This window comes from Brevibacillus sp. HD3.3A (assembly GCF_013284375.2).
Lineage (GTDB): Bacteria > Bacillota > Bacilli > Brevibacillales > Brevibacillaceae > Brevibacillus > Brevibacillus parabrevis.
In genome coordinates, this window is record NZ_CP085874.1 from 451,377 (window position 1) to 468,627 (window position 17,251).

The 17,251-nt window shown below is 52.3% G+C and carries 17 protein-coding genes; 12 read left to right on the top strand and 5 right to left on the bottom strand.

Annotated features, from left to right (window positions below):
* The first annotated feature begins 12 nt into the window (after nt 1–12).
* The 5 genes from kdpC to HP435_RS02485 all read left to right on the top strand — a co-directional run bounded on the left by kdpC (nt 13) and on the right by HP435_RS02485 (nt 5,117).
* Nucleotides 13–573 carry a potassium-transporting ATPase subunit KdpC gene (kdpC, locus tag HP435_RS02465; RefSeq protein ID WP_173597955.1) on the top strand — a complete coding sequence of 187 codons (561 nt, stop codon included), beginning with the start codon at nt 13–15 and terminating at the stop codon, nt 571–573.
* Nucleotides 574–589: 16 nt separating this feature from the next.
* Complete coding sequence (locus tag HP435_RS02470) at nt 590–2,923, top strand: universal stress protein (protein WP_173599970.1); 2,334 nt, start codon at nt 590–592, stop codon at nt 2,921–2,923.
* 13 nt (nt 2,924–2,936) lie between these two features.
* Nucleotides 2,937–3,716: a hypothetical protein gene (locus tag HP435_RS02475; RefSeq protein WP_173597957.1), complete on the top strand. Its 780-nt coding sequence runs from the start codon at nt 2,937–2,939 to the stop codon at nt 3,714–3,716.
* A 35-nt stretch (nt 3,717–3,751) separates the two neighbouring features.
* On the top strand, nt 3,752–4,624 hold the full coding sequence (locus tag HP435_RS02480) for an arginase family protein (protein ID WP_173599971.1): 873 nt from the start codon (nt 3,752–3,754) through the stop codon (nt 4,622–4,624).
* Nucleotides 4,625–4,814: 190 nt separating this feature from the next.
* Entirely contained in the window at nt 4,815–5,117 is a 303-nt protein-coding gene (locus HP435_RS02485; RefSeq protein ID WP_122966662.1) for a hypothetical protein, read from the top strand.
* Between the two features lie 88 nt (nt 5,118–5,205).
* Here the strand turns inward: HP435_RS02485 and HP435_RS02490 are convergent, their stop codons facing one another.
* Entirely contained in the window at nt 5,206–5,706 is a 501-nt protein-coding gene (locus HP435_RS02490) for a putative periplasmic lipoprotein (protein ID WP_173599972.1), read from the bottom strand.
* Between the two features lie 151 nt (nt 5,707–5,857).
* Between HP435_RS02490 and HP435_RS02495 the strand changes: the two genes are divergently transcribed.
* Complete coding sequence (locus tag HP435_RS02495) at nt 5,858–6,826, top strand: sporulation protein (protein ID WP_173599973.1); 969 nt, start codon at nt 5,858–5,860, stop codon at nt 6,824–6,826.
* A 151-nt stretch (nt 6,827–6,977) separates the two neighbouring features.
* On the opposite strand, the gene HP435_RS02500 is transcribed toward HP435_RS02495, so the two are convergent.
* Nucleotides 6,978–7,598 (bottom strand): HXXEE domain-containing protein, encoded by a 621-nt coding sequence (locus tag HP435_RS02500; RefSeq protein ID WP_173599974.1) that lies wholly within the window; start codon nt 7,596–7,598, stop codon nt 6,978–6,980.
* Nucleotides 7,599–7,610: 12 nt separating this feature from the next.
* Nucleotides 7,611–8,198: a TetR/AcrR family transcriptional regulator gene (locus tag HP435_RS02505; protein ID WP_173597961.1), complete on the bottom strand. Its 588-nt coding sequence runs from the start codon at nt 8,196–8,198 to the stop codon at nt 7,611–7,613.
* A gap of 237 nt (nt 8,199–8,435) precedes the next feature.
* Here HP435_RS02505 and HP435_RS02510 point away from each other — a divergent pair, with 237 nt between their 5' ends.
* Nucleotides 8,436–9,170: an MntP/YtaF family protein gene (locus HP435_RS02510; protein WP_122966657.1), complete on the top strand. Its 735-nt coding sequence runs from the start codon at nt 8,436–8,438 to the stop codon at nt 9,168–9,170.
* Nucleotides 9,171–9,246: 76 nt separating this feature from the next.
* Here the strand turns inward: HP435_RS02510 and HP435_RS02515 are convergent, their stop codons facing one another.
* Together HP435_RS02515 and HP435_RS02520 are read right to left on the bottom strand one after the other, a co-directional pair.
* Nucleotides 9,247–10,164, bottom strand: coding sequence for an IS3 family transposase (locus HP435_RS02515; protein ID WP_173600267.1), 918 nt, complete (start codon nt 10,162–10,164; stop codon nt 9,247–9,249).
* A complete protein-coding gene (locus HP435_RS02520) occupies nt 10,101–10,424 on the bottom strand; it encodes a helix-turn-helix domain-containing protein (protein WP_173600266.1) in 324 nt (107 codons plus the stop codon). The genes HP435_RS02515 and HP435_RS02520 overlap by 64 nt, the downstream gene beginning before the upstream one ends.
* A gap of 149 nt (nt 10,425–10,573) precedes the next feature.
* Between HP435_RS02520 and HP435_RS02525 the strand changes: the two genes are divergently transcribed.
* The 5 genes from HP435_RS02525 (at nt 10,574) to HP435_RS02545 (ending at nt 17,201) form a co-directional block, all read left to right on the top strand.
* Nucleotides 10,574–13,378 (top strand): calcium-translocating P-type ATPase, SERCA-type, encoded by a 2,805-nt coding sequence (locus HP435_RS02525; protein WP_173599935.1) that lies wholly within the window; start codon nt 10,574–10,576, stop codon nt 13,376–13,378.
* Nucleotides 13,379–13,424: 46 nt separating this feature from the next.
* A complete protein-coding gene (gene yunB, locus HP435_RS02530; protein WP_122966655.1) occupies nt 13,425–14,126 on the top strand; it encodes a sporulation protein YunB in 702 nt (233 codons plus the stop codon).
* A 141-nt stretch (nt 14,127–14,267) separates the two neighbouring features.
* Nucleotides 14,268–15,251 carry a copper amine oxidase N-terminal domain-containing protein gene (locus tag HP435_RS02535; protein WP_173599934.1) on the top strand — a complete coding sequence of 328 codons (984 nt, stop codon included), beginning with the start codon at nt 14,268–14,270 and terminating at the stop codon, nt 15,249–15,251.
* A 227-nt stretch (nt 15,252–15,478) separates the two neighbouring features.
* Complete coding sequence (locus HP435_RS02540) at nt 15,479–16,570, top strand: PAS domain-containing sensor histidine kinase (RefSeq protein ID WP_122966653.1); 1,092 nt, start codon at nt 15,479–15,481, stop codon at nt 16,568–16,570.
* Nucleotides 16,545–17,201: a response regulator gene (locus HP435_RS02545; RefSeq protein ID WP_063229374.1), complete on the top strand. Its 657-nt coding sequence runs from the start codon at nt 16,545–16,547 to the stop codon at nt 17,199–17,201. Before HP435_RS02540 ends, HP435_RS02545 begins: the two co-directional genes overlap by 26 nt.
* Nucleotides 17,202–17,251 lie beyond the last annotated feature (50 nt).

The window sequence follows — 17,251 nt, forward strand, 5'->3', positions numbered from 1 at the left end:
AGGTGAATATCCATGATTTTGAAAAACCTCCGATTGTCTGTCGTTTTACTGCTCATATGCGGACTGATTTACCCGCTTGCGATGACAGGGGTGGCGCAGGTCGTCATGCCGGCGCAGGCGAGCGGCAGTCTGATTGCCGATGCGAACGGCAAAGTAGTCGGCTCCGAGCTGATCGGGCAAACGTTCACCGATCCGCAGTACTTCTGGGGCCGCATCTCGTCTATCGACAACAATGCAGCAGGCTCTGGCTCGAACAACTACGCGCCATCCAACCCGGCACTGACCGAGCGCGTGCAAAAAGACATCGCTGCTTTCCTGGCTGCCAACCCGGGCGTCGCGCAAGCAGATATCCCGGCCGATTTGCTGACCAACTCCGGTTCGGGCCTTGATCCGCACATCTCGCCAAAAGCGGCAGCCATTCAGGTGCAGCGCGTTGCGAAGGCGCGCAATCTCGATCCGGCAAAAGTTCAGGCTTTGGTTGCGGAAAACACGGAAGGAAGAAGCATGGGAGTATTTGGAGAACCGCGAGTCAACGTACTGAAGCTGAATCTGGCTTTGGATCGGCTGAAATAAACAGGAGGGCTGCGAGATGGTCGAGCAGTTTCGCCGAAAGACCCCGGAAGAAATCTTGCAGTCCATCTCCAGAATGCACCGGGGCAGGCTGAAAATCATTCTGGGGGCAGTGAGCGGCTCAGGGAAAACGTATCATTTGCTGATGGAAGGGCAGAGTCTCCGAAAAAAAGGAATCGACGTGGTTATCGCCGCTTCCGGTGCGGCCGCATCGCCGAAGCTTGCTCCCAAGCGGGAAGGTCTGGAGGAAATCCCTTCCCTTCTCTGGCATGCGCAAGGCGAGGCGAAGCATGATCTGGATGTCGGCAAAATTTTGGAGCGAGATCCCGAAGTCGTGCTGGTGGACGGGCTGGCTCACCGGAACCGTCCGGATGCGCCACGCCCGACCCGGCTCGATGACGTTCGTTATTTGCTCGACCACAATATCAGCGTGATTGGGACCGTCAACATTTACGAATTGGCGGGAATGAAAGAGATGGCGGAACGACTGACCCGCGCACAGGTGCACATCGATCAGTGCGTGCCGGAAGAGACGCTGGCTCTTGCCGACGAGGTAAAGCTACTGGACGTGACGCCGGAAGCGATCCTGAAACGGTTGCAGGAAGAGGATGGTGCTGCTTCGATGCGCAGCAACCATCCCTTGCTGCGCAGAGACAATCTGCATGTGCTGCGCGAGCTGGCGCTGCGGTTCGTAGCCACAGGCGTGAACGAAGATTTGGAGGAGTACCGCGAGAAGCACGGCATGGTGGGAGCATCCGGGGCAACCGAGCGCATTTTGGTATCGGCCCAGTATCATTGGAACGGCTCCATCCTGGTGCGGCGCGGACAACAGGTTGCCAAGCGGCTCGGCGGAGAGCTGTTGGTCGTCTGCTTTCGTCCGGCCTCCAAAAAGCTGAGCAAAGAAGAAGCGACTTTTCGCAGAGCGATTGCAAAGCTGGTTGACAAGGTAGGCGGTACGTTTGAGGAAACGCCTTTGCAGCGGGAAAAGGACGTGGCAAGCGAGCTGGTCGCCTACGCGATGGCGCGCAATGTAACCCGGATCGTCATGGGGCAGTCGAAGCGAACCCGCTGGGAAGAAATTTGGCACGGTTCGATCGTCCATAAAATTCTCCGGAAAACGAAAAATATCGATATTTTAATTGTCGCCGACCGCTCAGAGCGCGACGGGGAGCGAGTGATGCCAGCCAAGCGCCACACTACGGAAACGATCAATCCGTATCGCCGCCTGTCGCAGGAAGAAATGGAGCAGGAGATCGGAAAAATCAGGCGCGGAGCGTTAAAGGTATACGTCGGGGCAGCGCCTGGCGTGGGCAAAACTTACACGATGCTGCGGGAAGGAAACGAGCTGGCCGAAAATGGCATCGATGTAGTGATCGGCCTGCTGGAAACGCACGGGCGTAAAGAAACGATCGAGCAGGTCGGCGGACTGCCCCTGATTCCGCGCAAGCGCATCCCGTACAAAAACGTGACCTTGACGGAGATGGACACGGACGAAATCATTCGGCGCAATCCCGAGGTCGTCCTGGTCGACGAGCTGGCGCATACGAATGTGCCCGGGAGCGAGCGCGAAAAAAGGTATCAAGATGTGGAGAAGCTGCTTGCGGCAGGTATTTCCGTGATTTCCACGATGAATATTCAGCATCTGGAAAGTCTGAATGACAGCGTCGAACAAATTACGGGAGTACGTGTGCGGGAAACAGTGCCCGACCATATTTTGCATCAGGCGGACGAGGTTGAGCTGATTGATATTTCCCCGAAAGCGCTGCGGCAACGAATGCGCGAGGGAAACATTTACGCGCTGGAAAAGGTGGAGCAGTCTCTGGCGAATTTTTTCCGGACGGGCAATTTGATAGCGCTGCGGGAATTGGCTTTGCGCGAAGTGGCAGACGACGTTGACGAGCGGCTGGAGGCGTGGGAGCGGCGGACGCTCAGGGGGCCGTGGCGACAACAGGAGGTCATTTTTGTTTGCGTCAATTTGCGTTCCGACAGTGAGCGGCTGATTCGCAGAGGCTTTCGTCTTGCCTATCGGCTCAAGGCCGTTTGGCATGTGGCGTACGTCAAAGATCACGAGCCGCTTACCGAAGAGGAAGAGGCGCAACTGGCAAAGCTGCGCGCGTTGACCAAGCGGCTGGGAGGTCGCTTTGAACAATACGAAGCAGCGGGAAGGCGCAAAGTTTTTACCCAGTTGATCAAGCAGATGAACGAAAAAGGCACGACACAGGTCATTATCGGACAATCGGCGCGGACGAGGTGGAAGGAAATACGCGAAGGCTCGGTCGTCCAGCGATTGCTGCGCGAGGCTCGGCACATGGACGTCCTCGTTGTAGCCGATCAGACGCCGGATATGAGGTAAAGGGAGGATCACAATGGGCACAGAAAAAGCAGGGCAATGGGCGAAAAGCCTGGCAGACGCCTACAGCCGTTTGGAGTGCCTGATCAATGAGTGCGCCGGACAGGACCAGAAGAGCCAGCCGGAGCCGAGTACAGAAGCATTGCTGTTTTTAGAACTGATACGAATTTACGTCGAGGAAGAAGAAATCCGGGTGAGGCAAAAGCTGAAGCGCAAATCGTCCCAGCGAATCTCCCGCGTCATGCACGAGCGGATGGGGGCGTTTCTGGCAGAGCGGATTGCAGGGATTTCTTTTCAAGTGATGGACGGCCTGCTGTTTTTGCAAGCGCGGGAACAGACGGTCGCGGCGATCAAATGCATTCCCGACTTGGGCAGCTACGATACTCCGTCGTGGAATGCGACGATTGCCCGGTTTGCCAAACAGTATGAAAAGCGTTACAAGCTGGCGCCTGGCAAGCTTTTGTTTGTGGTGTGCTCTCTCGCCAAAAGCCTGGATGCCCAACACGCCAAGGCTTTGACCGGAATCGACGTCTGGTGCGGTTCGGCCCTTACTGCGCCAGTGTATCGGGAAGCTTTGCAAACGTACGTCAGCAAATGTGTAGAAGCGATGGATGCCGTACCGAATCCGCGAGGGCAAGTGTATTTTTTGAGTCCGGGCGCCCATCCGAACACGTTTGCCTGCCAATTGTTGCGCGGCGAGCCTGCTGTCATGCCTGATGGCTGGCTGAAACCTTCTGTCAACGAACTAATGCAGTTCGTCCAATCGAGGTGCTATACTGATGGTGATTTCCAATAAATGAGGTACTGGAGGAGCTGTCTATTAACGTAAAAGTGGCTGGTATCCCGCATTTCACGGGAGCGTATGTGTCTGGAACGGAGCTGGCCCCGGACGCACTGAGAAAAGCGGGGCTCATCGAGCAATTGCAGCAAGTTGGCTTGACAGTGGCGGATAGCGGCGATTTGAGGCTACCTGATTATTTGCCTCGTCACAATATTCCGCCTGTTCGCAATTGGCCTGCGCCGCGCATGCTGTGGGACGTGCTTGGGAAAGAAGCGCAGGCGTGGTTTGCAAGCGACGACGAGATCGTCCTGATGCTTGGCGGCGACTGTAGCCTGATCGTCGGGACGGCTTTGGCCCACCAGGCGCGTCACCAAGAAAAGGCGTACTTGTTGGTCATCGACGGGCATTTGGACGCGGTAGTGCCTTCTGCTTCGCGCTGCATTGGAGCGGCAGGGATGGGACTGTGGTTTTTGCTGCAAGACCAGGGGCAATGGATTGAACGCAGCGGTTGGCGTGCAGAGCGAATCCGGTTGGCGGGCTGTCAGCAACCGCCTGCGGAAACGTACGGAGTGGAGATCACGTCGCTGGAGCAGCTCAAAAGGGCAGGCGTACACGAATCCATCACCCGGATCATGCAGGAGATTCCGCCAGATGCCCGCATACTCGTTCATTTTGACGTGGATGTGATGGACAAGGAAGCGATGGCTGCGGCCTATTCGCCAAGCGAGATCGGGCTTTCCCTGGAGGAAGCGGAGATGCTGCTTGCGACTGTAGTCAGCGATCGGCGCGTCACGGGACTGGAAGTGACGGAGTTTTCCGCTCTCAGGGATACGGAAGGGAAATACGCCGCCAACTTGGTGCAATTGCTCGCTCGCGCATTGGCTACTCGCGCTACGGGGGCACGCAACGACATTTCTGGATAAAGAACCTGGATAACATGGCGTTGGAATTAAAACTTCAGAACCGCCAGCTATTAAAGTCATTTATTCTCTAAAGAACATAATGAGTAGATTTTTTTGTGAAGATGGTTGTAAATGTTGCCCTTAATTTCTCCTTGTTATATGACGAGACAAAAAATCTATTGTCTCTACTACAATTAAGGAGGAATTACTTATGGCGACAGGAGATTGTACTTTGTATGGGGTTCATAAGATGTACATGGTGTCGAGGGCTATCATCAAGAACAAATACACTGGAAATACCATCAATTCACATTGGAGTTATTACAAGTGTAGATGTGGCGATTTATTTGCGTGTAGCGGTGCTCCACAGCTCGGCGAGCCTATTTTGGATTATTTAACAAATCATTATATGAACGGTGCCGGACAGAGCGGGATTATTACGATCCATGTTGACCCGTCTGACATCAACAATACATCCAAAAGAACCCTTCCAGGATTTGATTTCATTCCTTAATCACACAAGCAAATCAATGAAAAGAGAAGCACTCTGATCGATCAGTAGTGCTTCTCTTTTTCGTAACCGTATGTTTTCTTTACCCAGCTCAGCTTTTAAATTGATTGGTTCTGACATCATCCCAATAGTAATCAATCTTAAAAGTTTTATCGTCGGGCACTAAGGTTACTCGGCCTGCTTGGTGTTTGGTTTCACTTTTCAATGAATCTTTTAATAAAATGGTATAACTAATATTAATCGCTCCTGAAGCCTCATCCCTCTCGAAATCGGTAACTTTTACGTTTTCTACAGTTAAAAAAATATCATTATATGCTAAGTAAGCAGCGACAAAACCGATGTTCAACTTGAGCAAGCTTTCCGGTTCTTCCTTCTTAGTTAAATAAGGCTTGGCTTTATCCTGAATGACTGGTATATAGGCGGTAAAGTCGCCAGGTGTTTTGACATAGTCCTCTTTTTTAACCTCGTAAAGGATTTTACTATATTCAAGTATTAGTTTCTGTGACTGCGCTTTTAGTTCTTCTTCTGGATTGTTAGAAGAACATGCAGTTAAACTAAACAGGAACAAAAGCGCTGTAAGTATCATTTTCAAATGGAAACAACCCCCTTTTAAGTAAATTTATTCATAAAAAGATTGTATCATATTGCTGTCTGTATGGAAAATTTGGAATACGATAACGAAAGAGAACTTTTTCTGCTACACTATAAATATAAGTAATTGCTTATATTTGGAGGAGAAGCCGATGTTCAAAAAGCTGATGGCAAAATTCGGTGTAGGAGCAGCAACTGTTGATTTGCAACTAGACGCACCTGGATTCCGACTGGGGGAAAAGGTGACAGGCGTCGTGCGGATTGAGGGCGGCAACGTAGAGCAGCGCATTTCCGAGCTGAGCGCTGTCCTGCTCATGAGAGTGAATGTGCGTGGGCAAGAAGTAACCAGACAAGTGCAGGTTTATCCGATCAGCCGCCAGTTTACGGTACAGCCGAAGCCGTTTGTGCAAGAGATCCCTTTTTCCTTTGACATGCCGGATGGACTGGCTATGTCTACTCCAGCCGTTCAATTTGCATTGCAAACCAAGCTGGATGTAGAAATGGCGCTCGATCCGACTGATTTTGACCGTCTGGAAATTTTGCCGCCAGAACGGGTGGAGCGCGTGTTGCGTGCTTTTGATCGCGCAAATCTGCGGCAAAAAGCCGATTCTGGCAAGCTGACGCCGTACGGGCAGGAGTTCGCCTTTTTCCCGGCTGGCGATCTCGGAATCCCGCTCAAAGAACTGGAAGTGATCTTCTTCTCGACTCCTGACGAACTGCGCATGCTTGTGGAGCTTGATCTGGCTAGTGGCTTCCTGCGCCGCGAAAAAGAGTACAAGGCAGAAATCGTGGTGTCAAACGAATTGCTTGCCGCTGGGCAAGAGGAAGAGTTGTCCCGCTATTTGCTGGCGAAGATTCGCGATTACGCCAACAACCCGCAAGCCATCCCGTACGTGCAGCTGTCTGCCTACCAACAGGGCCATTACGGTCACCACGGCCATCGCGGCAGCGGCATGGGCGGCATGATCGGAGGCATGGCAGCCGGGCTTCTCGGGGGCATGCTGCTTGGCGAGCTGATGTCGCCAGACGAGGAAATGGCTTCCGACGATGCACAAGAGGAGCATGGCAGCGAAGAGGAAGAAGCAGATTTTGACTTTGGCGGTTTTGACGACGAACTGTAAAAACGTACCTATTCCCATACAGGAAAAAGAGCCGTCGCTTGCTGAAAGACAGCGGGCGGCGGCTTTTGTTGTGCCAAACGTTCATGATCGTCTTGCCTGGAAAAAAGGAGCGACCGTGGCCGATCGACTCCTTTTTCGCCAGTCATGATTTCTAAGAATAAGGTCCAAGCTGCTGACGGGAAAAGGCGTAGGGAGACTTCTCGTCTTTCAGCCACATGTTGCCTTTGACGATCAAAATGTACACAGCGACGGCAAAGTACAGCGTTCCGACGATCCAGTCCAGTACCGTAGCCATGTTGTTGGCGACGATGTGCTGGATGTACCAGCCGCCGACCGGAATATGGAAGACGATGACGGCGAACAAGCCCGGATTGTACAAGGTACCAGCTTTCCGATTCGCAAAAATGCCGTGCCAGACAAACTGGAAAAATCCCATGAAAATCGGCCCGAGCGCCAGCCATACGACGGTGGGGAAAAAGACAGGAACGAGATAGAAAAGATAGGCGATGACGAGGTTGATCACCATGGCCGACTGTCGATTCAGCGGATAGCGCTCCGGATGCTTGCTGGGAAAAATCAGTCCGTTGAACAGTCCGGGAAAATAGCCAGGCCAACGATATTCTTCAAACTGGTGCACGAGGATCGCGATGAAGCTCAACCAAAGAATTTGCTCAATCTCCGGGATGTCCGCCCACCCCGCCAGCAAATAAACTCCCACGATTGCTGCCACGAGTAGTCCGAGATCTTGCCAATACGAGCGCAGAAAGTTCATACTCTTTCACTCCTATTTTGCATTTTCATGAAAATAGCGTGCAAACAACAAGTCCATTTGCTGTTCGACGGAGCCGACCTCGATGCCAGCGCCTGTCGACAGCGTCGATTTCAGCAGAGCCGGAAGGAAAATCGCTCCAAACAATTGCATGATCATCATTTGCAAAAGCTCCTGATCGGCTTCCCCGGTCAGTTCCTGGAGCACAGAGCGCACCTTGACGAACCCGATGCTGCGCAAAAACTGTCCGTATTGGTATTGCGAGGTAAAAATGGCCCCGCCGATGGCGAAAATCCGCGCAACCAGCTCGGGGTATTGCGAAATGACAGAGACGTAGCTGGTCAAAAATTGTCTGAGCCGCGCTTTTGGGGCGACTGTCAAATCGTCGAGCACATCAAAGGTGTCTTGAAAGCTGCCGAGAAAACTGCTGAGAGCTTCGTTGATCAGGCGATCCTTGGACCCGAAATAATAGTTGACCAGTGCGACATTCGTTCCCGAATCTGCTGCGATTTTGCGCACCGTGACGCTCTCGAATCCTTCCGACTTGATCAACTCCAGGGTAGTCTGCAAAATTTTTGCTTTCGTGTCACTGTTTTTATCCATTTTTGGCCGGACAACCTCCTTCTGGTGGGGAAGTTCAGAACAACGTCTTAAACGACGTTTTAAACATTGTTTAATTGAAGGATAGCAGCTTTTCTTTTATTTGGCAACAAGTCTTTTGGCCGGGATAAAAAAGCCAAGAAGGGACTGACTGGTGCAAACATGCCCTGCCTGTTTGTTGGCACAACACTCCTCTTTCTCGCGTATACCTAATAGGCAATGGGAAAGAGGTGACCACATATGAGCGGATGGCTCGCACTCCTGCTCGTTTCCCTGGCCATCAGCATGGACAGTGTCAGCGTAGGATTGACGTATGGCTTGCGCAACATGAAAATGCCCTTTTTGTCGCTGGTCGTCATTTCAGGATGTTCCTTTGCCGTTGTGTATGGTGTCATGCTTGTAGGGTCTTCCCTGACCAATTGGCTGACGCCTGAGATTGGCAAACATATTGGTGCGGCAGTGCTAATCCTGATGGGGTTGTTTACTCTTTGGCGACTTTTCTTTTCCAGGCAAGAAGGGGAGAAGGGACCAGAGCAAGCCCAGCCATGTTTGCTGACAGCTCAGGCCGGGGGATCGACAGCTGCGGGTGAAGTGTCCGTTGTACCACAAGCGGCAAATCAGGTAGAACTGGATCGCACAGTCTTGACCCAATTTCGGATTTTCGGCGTGATGATTCAAATTTTGAAAGACCCCTCCAAAGCAGATGCGGACCGTTCGGGGCACATCATGGGCTGGGAGGCGGTCATGCTTGGGCTGGCGCTCTCGCTGGATGCATTTGGCGCGGGAATCAGTCTTACGTTTTTAGGATACTCTCCACTCGTCGTCGCGCTCTGTATCGCCATCATGAGCGGACTGCTGCTTGTCGTCGGGCTGGCGATGGGACGACGCGCAGGAAAAGCCAGATGGCTTACACGACTGACATGGCTTCCGCCGATTTTGCTCATTTGCATCGGGTTGGTCAAAAGCTTGAAATAATATCTCTCCACATGAAGACCCGTCCACGGAATGGTCTTATCCCCGTCAAGTGGACAGTTCAAAACAAGCCCTTGCTTTACGCAGCCTCAGCTCGGTATTGAACTGGGCTGAGACTGCGTAAACGAGCTTGAATCCGTTCGTGATTGTAAAAATGAATGTAACGTTCGATTGCTTTATTCACCTCTTCTTCGGTTCCGAAGGAATCCAAATATATACATTCTGTTTTGAGGTGGCTGAAAAAGCTTTCGATACAAGCGTTGTCCAGGCAGTTTCCTTTTCTCGACATACTTGGAGTTATGTTATACGCTTGTAATAGATTCTGATATGCTCTGGACGTGTACTGGCTTCCCTGATCGCTATGTAGCAGGACGCCATTCACGTCTCTTTTTTGTGTCGCTGCCTTCACAGTATCTAAGACGAGGGATAAATCATTCTGTTTGCTGACTTTATAGGCAATTACCTCATTATTGAAAAGGTCGTAAATGACAGACAGATACAGCCGTCTCCCGTTAAAAATGATATAGGTAATATCTGTAGCCCATTTTTCAGTAGGTCGTGACGCAGCAAACTCACGGTTCAACTTGTTTTCTGTTATCACGATTGGCTCTTTGCGTCCATAATACTTTCGTTTCCTGCGAATACGTGATTGGATCCCCAACTCTTTCATCAGTCGGTACACACGCTTATGATTAATTCGAATGCCATGGACCCGGTATAGCCACATCTTAATTCGAGGATATCCGTATATTCCATTGACCCCTTGATGACAATGCAAAATCAGCTTTTTTAACTCTTGGTCTTCCGCGTATTTTCTCGTCGGGTTCTTCTGTAAGTGCAGCCACTTATAATAACCACTTTTTGATACTTGAGCAATTTTGCATAGTAACAGAACTGGATAACGATCCGCCATCTCAGCAATAATCCGAAAAATTACTGTTTTTCCCTGATCCTTCTTCTTTCCCCCTTTCTGGCTTCTAAGAGCTTTTTTAAGAATTCTACCTCCGCTTCAAGACGCCTAATTCTTTCATCTGAAGCCATGGGGTTTTTACGAGGCCTTCCCATGCTCATCCCTCCGGCTTTGCCTCTTTGGTCTACCAATCCTTGTACACCGTGATCTCTGTATTTTCTAACCCATCTACGGAACATCCGTAAATCCAAACCGTAGGTTTCTTGAATTTGTTTATACGTAGCTCCTTGTTCAAACCATTCCACTACTTGTGTCTTAAATTCAAGCGAGTATGTCATTTTCCCCATAAAGAATATCCCCTCCAAATAAACAGTAATGGTCTTTCTTTTTACTGTCTACTTAAAGGGGATAATATCAGAAAAGGACGGGTTGTTTTATTTTCTGGCTCGTCTGCATACACATGAGAAGGAGTGAGAAGTGGATGGAGGAGATGTAGGTGGATACACAGCCAATTCGAAAATGGTACACGCTGGCGGCGGCCGACGTGACCGAAGCCCTTCATAGCGATGCGGCGCAGGGATTGACTCAGCAGGAGGCAGAGCGGAGACTGGCCAAGCAAGGTGCCAACCAGTTGGCTGAAAACAAACGCAAGCCTCTCTACTCGGTCTTTCTCGACCAGTTCAAAGATTTTATGGTACTCATCCTGTTCATCGCCACGCTGATTTCTTACTTCCTCGGAGAGTATCTGGATGCGATTACGATTATCGCGATCATCATCATTAACGGAATACTCGGGTTCATTCAGGAGGCAAAGGCGGAGCGGTCCCTGCAAGCTCTCAAGGAGCTGGCATCCCCGATGGCGCGCGTCATCCGGGAGGGGCACATTTCCATGATTCCTGCTTCTCGCCTGGTGCCGGGCGATCTGGTTCAGCTTGAAGCGGGCGATCGGGTTCCAGCCGATTTGCGACTGCTTACTGCCAATCGGCTGGAGGTAGAAGAGTCGGCGCTGACGGGTGAATCTGTCCCTGTAGGAAAAAATGTGAAAACGCTCGATACGGCGCAAGCTTCCACCGTGCCGCTGGGAGATCAGAAAAATCTCGCTTTCATGGGCACGATGGTGACAGGGGGGACCGGGAGCGGAATCGTCGTGGCAACCGGGATGACCACTGAAATCGGGAAAATCGCCCACTTGATGAATACCGCCGAAGAAGCGGAGACGCCGCTGCAAGTGCGTTTGGAGCAAATGGGCAAAATTCTCGTGGTTGTCGCCCTGCTCTTGACGATAGTCGTCATCGTAGCTGGTGTGTGGCACGGACACGAACTGTTCACGATGTTTCTCGCAGGGGTGAGTCTTGCGGTAGCAGCCATCCCGGAAGGCTTGCCGGCGATTGTGACGGTGGCGCTGGCGCTCGGCGTACAGCGAATGATCAGACGCAACGCCATCGTGCGCAAGCTGCCATCGGTAGAGACGCTTGGCTGCGCTTCCGTCATCTGCTCTGACAAGACAGGCACGCTGACCCAGAACAAAATGACCGTTACCCATGTCTGGCACAGCGATGCTACGTACGAAGTGAGCGGAAGCGGCTATGTGCCGGAAGGAGCTTTTCATCATCAGGGCAAAATGGTGTCTCCTGCCCGCGATGGAGCGCTCACGCAAATCATCCGTATCGCCGAGCGGTGCAACAATGCCCAACTGATTTGTGAAGAGCAGAGCACACGCAGTTTGCTTGGGATGGGCAAAGCGACGCGGCATTGGCAAGTAGTGGGCGACCCGACAGAGGGAGCGCTGAAGGTGCTCGCTGCCAAAGCAAACGGAAATGCCGCAGAGCGCAGCACTCAGAAAAGCCAGTCGATGCGCGTCGAGGAGCTGCCGTTTGATTCCGATCGCAAAATGATGTCTGTGGTGGAAAAAGGCGCAGACGGAGCGCACTCGCTGCTGACCAAAGGCGCTGCCGAGGCTGTGCTGGCGAGATCCACGCACATTTTGTGGGGAGGCGAGCTACAGCCGCTTACAGCCTCGCTTCGCCACCGGGTATTGGAGCAGACAGAGGTGATGGCGGGCAAAGCACTGCGGGTTCTCGGCTTTGCCTACAAAACATTGCAAGGCTACCGTCCCGGACAACCGATCACGGCGATTGAAAACAATCTCGTTTTCGTCGGGCTTGTCGGGATGATCGATCCGCCGCGGGAAGAGGTTCGCTCTGCGATCAATCTGTGCCACCAGGCGGGCATCAAGACGGTCATGATTACGGGCGACCACAAGGTGACGGCCGAAGCGATCGCTCGCCAGATCGGGCTGATGCGCGGCTATGGCGAGGTGCTGGAAGGCCGGGAGCTGGATGCGATGTCTGATGCTGTCCTGGCGGATCACGCCGAACGGGTGACGGTGTACGCGCGGGTTTCTCCCGAACACAAGCTGCGCATCGTACGCGCCCTGCAAAGCAAAGGGCATGTGGTGGCGATGACGGGTGACGGCGTGAACGATGCTCCGGCGATCAAGACATCTGACATCGGGATCGCCATGGGCATTACCGGAACAGACGTGACAAAAGAAGCGGCAGACCTGGTGCTGCGCGACGACAACTTCGCGACGATTGTGGCCGCAGTCGAGGAAGGGCGCAACATCTACGACAACATCCGCAAATTCATCCGCTATTTGCTCGCTTCCAACGTGGGCGAGATTCTCGTCATGTTTTTTGCCATGCTGCTCGGCTTGCCGTTGCCGCTGGTGCCGATTCAGATTTTGTGGGTCAATCTGGTCACGGACGGGTTGCCGGCTATGGCTCTCGGAGTCGATCAGGCAGAGGCAGACACGATGTACCAGCACCCGCGCAACAAGGCGGAAAACATTTTCGGCAGAGGCTTGGGCTGGAAAATCATCAGCCGCGGCTTTTTGATCGGCGCCATGACGCTGCTCGCTTTCTGGCTGACGCTGCGCGAGAATCCAAACGATCTGGTCCACGCCCAGACGGTCGCTTTCGTCACTTTGGTGATGGCGCAGCTGATCCACGTTTTCGACTGCCGCAGCCAGTACAGCGTGTTTCATCGCAATGTGTTTGAAAACAAATACCTCGTCTGGGCAGTCATCTCGTCGTTGGTACTGGTGCTCGGTGTCGTCTACATCGACACGCTTCAGCCCATCTTCAAGACGACAGACTTGTCCATCCGCGATTGGGCGCTGATTCTCGTCACATCCGGCGTACCTACTTTTGTGGCAGGCATCGGCGGCGTGCTCGCAAGCGGCCGACCGCGTCGCGGCAAGCAAAAGCGTTCTTCCATGCGTACGGTACGTCCTGATTGAGCATTGATATAGTTTCGTACGGCGAAACGAGGGAGTGGAAGAAAGCGTGCGTTTTCGAAAAGGAGGCTGGAAAAGGCGCGGCAGAAAAATTTTCGCTACGTTTTTGGTGATCATCGTCGGATTGGCGATCTTGTTCGTGGTCGTGGAAAGAAGGGTGGAGCCAACCTTGATCCTGATTGCGCAAGCCAAAGCCGATCAGGTGGCAAAGCTGGCGATTACGGATGCAGTCACGAAGCGGTTGACACAGCAAGGAGTCGATTTTAACGAAATCGTGATGATGGAAAAGGACGAGGCAGGCAGTATCAAGGCGGTCAATTTCAATTTCCGCGAATACTCCCGAATCGTGGGGGAGACGACGGCCCGCATCCAGAATCGCTTGAAAGAGTTCGAGCAAGAGAACGTCCAGACGACGATTCCGCTCGGGCTGGCTACCAAGAACGTTTTTCTGGAGCACTTGGGCCCGGACATCCCCGTTTCGTTTGTCCCGATTGGCGCGGTAAAAACCCGGCTGGAAACAGGATTGAAGCAGGCAGGCATCAACATGGTGCTCGTCACGGTCTACATTTACGTAGAAGTAGATTTGCGTGTCGTCATTCCGTTTGCCACCAAACAGCAGACCGTGACGACGCAGATTCCGATCAGCGAAGCGCTCATTGTCGGCAAGGTGCCGAGTTATTTGTACAACAATCCTTCCGGGAAGCCGGATGTGCCGATGCCGAAAAATACGCAAATCATCAGTCAGCCATAACTGGTTACAAGAAGAGGGCAGCGACGAAGCTGCCTTCTTTTTTTCTATCCATAAAAATTTGTTGAAACGTTTGCGAAATGGCTCCGTCCAATGAATAGAAACACAACACAAGAGAAAAAACAAACATTGGAGGAATACAACATGAAAACAATTCGTACAGGAATGATGACTCTGGCGGCACTCGCCGTATTGGGCACGAATATCGTATCGGCTACCTCCGAACCAGTTAAAGAACTGTCGGTGAATGTAAACGGAAGCGCGATTACGCAAGCAGCGATTTTTGATAAAGGTCAACAAACGGTATTGGTTCCGCTTCGCCCGGTGGCTGAATCCCTCGGCTTCAAAGTAAGCTGGAACGACAATCTGAAAGCGGCAGAAGTGCAAAAAGGCGCTATCTCTAGCTACGCAAAAGCGGGCGAGGATCGCTATCCATACGCGAAAATGTACAAAACGCTCGGAGCCGAGCCGCGCGTGCTGAACGGCAGCACGTATGTGCCAGTCGCGTTTGTGGATGAAATCCTGCAAGCCGAAGTTAATGTGACAGACAGTGCGGTGACCGTTGTGGACGAAGAAGCAGAAAAAGCGCCAGTGCGTACAGGTACGATTTCTACCATCAACAAATCGGAAAAAGGAAATATCTCTATTGCGCTGGACGGATATGAGACAGGCATCATCCTGCACATCAGCGAAGAGACCAAAATCACCGACGCTGCGGGCAAAGTATTGAAGCCAGAAGACTTGAAGCTGGGCATGGAAGTGGAAGCGACTCACCACAAATACATGGCGATGAGCATGCCGCCGCAAACAGGTGCGCTGACCATCATGGTGAAGAAAAGCCTGGAATCTGCGGAAGTAATGGGAACAGCAGGCAAAGTAGCGAGCATTGCGCCTGACCAGCAAGGCACGTACAAAATGGTGGTAGAAGGAAACGGCTTGACCACTACTTCTCCGGAAAAAGTGGCGCTGATCATCAACGACAAAACCGTAATCGTAAGCGCCAAGGACAACAAGGCGCTCAAGCCGGAAGAATTGAAGGCAGACATGAACGTAATCGCGTTCTACGGTCCTAAACTGACGCGCAGCTTGCCGCCAATCGGTGTAGCCGAAAAAATCGTAGTAGAGTAAGAGAGAATCCGGGATGGCAGCTGCTGTCCCGGTTTTTTTGACGCATGTCGCTGACGACGTACGGCATGCAGGTGAATCGGTCAAGGGTCTCAAGGTCTATTCCAGTGTCATATTTTGTCAATGCCGACTTTGCGCGGAACGGGGCAGGTTAAGGGAATTCCCTGATACACAACTGGTCATGTAAACTCTACAATAGCATGTAGATGATTGTCTCAAAGGAGGAGCGCATGAGTACGTGGAAAGAAGATCTGGGAACATCCAATGAAGCTTTTTCCCTGATGCAGTCCATCTTTGCCAACGTCAGTGACGCCATCCTGGTGATCGACCATGAGGGACGGATTGTCAAGGCCAACGCAGCGCTGGCACAAATGTCAGGCTGGACAGAAGAAGAATTGGTCCGGGAAAAGCACATTTGCGAGCTTTGCTTGGGCATGGCAACCTGTACGGAGGAGACGAGTTGCACCGATTGCTTTTTCAAGCGGGTGCAAATGCCGTCTTTTGAAATGCGGCTCCGTACAAAAGACGGACACGAACATCCTGTGGCAGCCAGCTCAGCCCGACTGCCCGACGACTCAAGTGGCAAGCTGGTGATGATCTTGCGTGACATGTCAGCTCAACAGCGTGTGGAAAAAGAGCGTTATCAGCACAAGCTGACTCATTTTGCGATTCAGGCGCAGGAAGAAGAGCGGAAGCGCATTGCTCGCGAGCTGCACGACGGCGTAGGGCAGGCGCTTTACAGCATTTTGGTCGGACTGAACGTGGTCAGGCAGGGAAATCCCGGAGAACAGGTCATGCAGCACGTTACAGAGCTGGTGAACATGACATCCAAGGCGATGGAGGAAGTCAAGCGCATGGCTTTGGAGCTGCGTCCATCTGCTCTCGATGATCTCGGACTTTTGCCCGCGTTGCGCTCTTTGATGAAACGAGTGGAAAAGACTTTTCACATACAAGTCGAATTGCACGTACAAGGCGAGAAGCGGAGGTATTCGGCCGCGATGGAAACCGCGTTGTACCGGATCGTTCAAGAAGCCATGACCAACACCGCCAAGTACGCGCAGGCAAGCCAGCTGGCGATCATGTTCGAAAATCGGGAAAAAGAAGTCGTCGTGACCATCGTGGACGACGGCATCGGTTTTGAAGTGGAGAAGACGTTGAGTGTCGGCAAAGGACTTGGCGTGTTCGGGATGAAGGAACGGGCGCAACTGCTTGGCGGTACCGTCGATATTCGTTCGGCACCGCAAGAAGGAACGACAGTCATTGTCCGCGTTCCGTTGCCAAAGGAGGGGATTTTGGATGACCATTCGCGTGCTGATCGCTGACGATCACGCGATTGTACGGTCCGGGCTGGGAATGCTGATCAATGCCCAGGAGGACATGGATGTTGTCGGCTATGCAGCTGACGGCAAGGAAGCTTGCGAAAAAGCGCTGGAAATCCGCCCGAACGTGGTGTTGATGGATTTGAGCATGCCGCCAGGGGAGAACGGCTTGACGGCAACAGCGAGATTGAAGGAAGCAGCACCGGACATACAGGTACTCGTTTTGACGATGCACGACGACGAGGAGTATTTGTTTCGTGTCCTGCAGGCTGGAGCTGCCGGATATATTTTGAAAAGCGCCCCTGACCTCGATCTGATCGCTGCCATTCGTTCCGTCAACAGCGGTATGGCTTATTTGTATCCATCGGCCACGAAATCGCTGATTGAGGAATTTTTGCAGATGGTCAAAAACGGCGAGGAACAGGCGAAGTACGAGATTTTGACCGAGCGCGAAAAAGAAGTGCTCGTGCTGATCGCCAAAGGTTTCAGCAACAAAGAAATCGCGGAGCAGCTCACCGTTTCCGTGAAGACGGTCGAGTCGCACAAGGCGCATATCATGGAAAAGCTGCACTTGCGCACGCGGCCTGATCTGGTGCGGTATGCGATCAAAAAAGGCTGGCTCGACTTTGAGTAAACCAGACCGAATGCTTTCATCACGTCCTTGCAGCTGTTTGAGGGCGTGTT

Bases quoted from the DNA above. Each gene is read 5' to 3' on its own strand.
- kdpC (WP_173597955.1), top strand. From the start codon at position 13: ATGATTTTGAAAAACCTCCGATTGTCTGTCGTTTTACTGCTCATATGC.
- HP435_RS02470 (WP_173599970.1), top strand. From the start codon at position 590: ATGGTCGAGCAGTTTCGCCGAAAGACCCCGGAAGAAATCTTGCAGTCC.
- HP435_RS02475 (WP_173597957.1), top strand. From the start codon at position 2,937: ATGGGCACAGAAAAAGCAGGGCAATGGGCGAAAAGCCTGGCAGACGCC.
- HP435_RS02485 (WP_122966662.1), top strand. From the start codon at position 4,815: ATGGCGACAGGAGATTGTACTTTGTATGGGGTTCATAAGATGTACATG.
- HP435_RS02495 (WP_173599973.1), top strand. From the start codon at position 5,858: ATGTTCAAAAAGCTGATGGCAAAATTCGGTGTAGGAGCAGCAACTGTT.
- HP435_RS02500 (WP_173599974.1), bottom strand. From the start codon at position 7,598: ATGAACTTTCTGCGCTCGTATTGGCAAGATCTCGGACTACTCGTGGCA.
- HP435_RS02505 (WP_173597961.1), bottom strand. From the start codon at position 8,198: ATGGATAAAAACAGTGACACGAAAGCAAAAATTTTGCAGACTACCCTG.
- HP435_RS02510 (WP_122966657.1), top strand. From the start codon at position 8,436: ATGAGCGGATGGCTCGCACTCCTGCTCGTTTCCCTGGCCATCAGCATG.
- HP435_RS02520 (WP_173600266.1), bottom strand. From the start codon at position 10,424: ATGGGGAAAATGACATACTCGCTTGAATTTAAGACACAAGTAGTGGAA.
- HP435_RS02535 (WP_173599934.1), top strand. From the start codon at position 14,268: ATGAAAACAATTCGTACAGGAATGATGACTCTGGCGGCACTCGCCGTA.
- HP435_RS02540 (WP_122966653.1), top strand. From the start codon at position 15,479: ATGAGTACGTGGAAAGAAGATCTGGGAACATCCAATGAAGCTTTTTCC.
- HP435_RS02545 (WP_063229374.1), top strand. From the start codon at position 16,545: ATGACCATTCGCGTGCTGATCGCTGACGATCACGCGATTGTACGGTCC.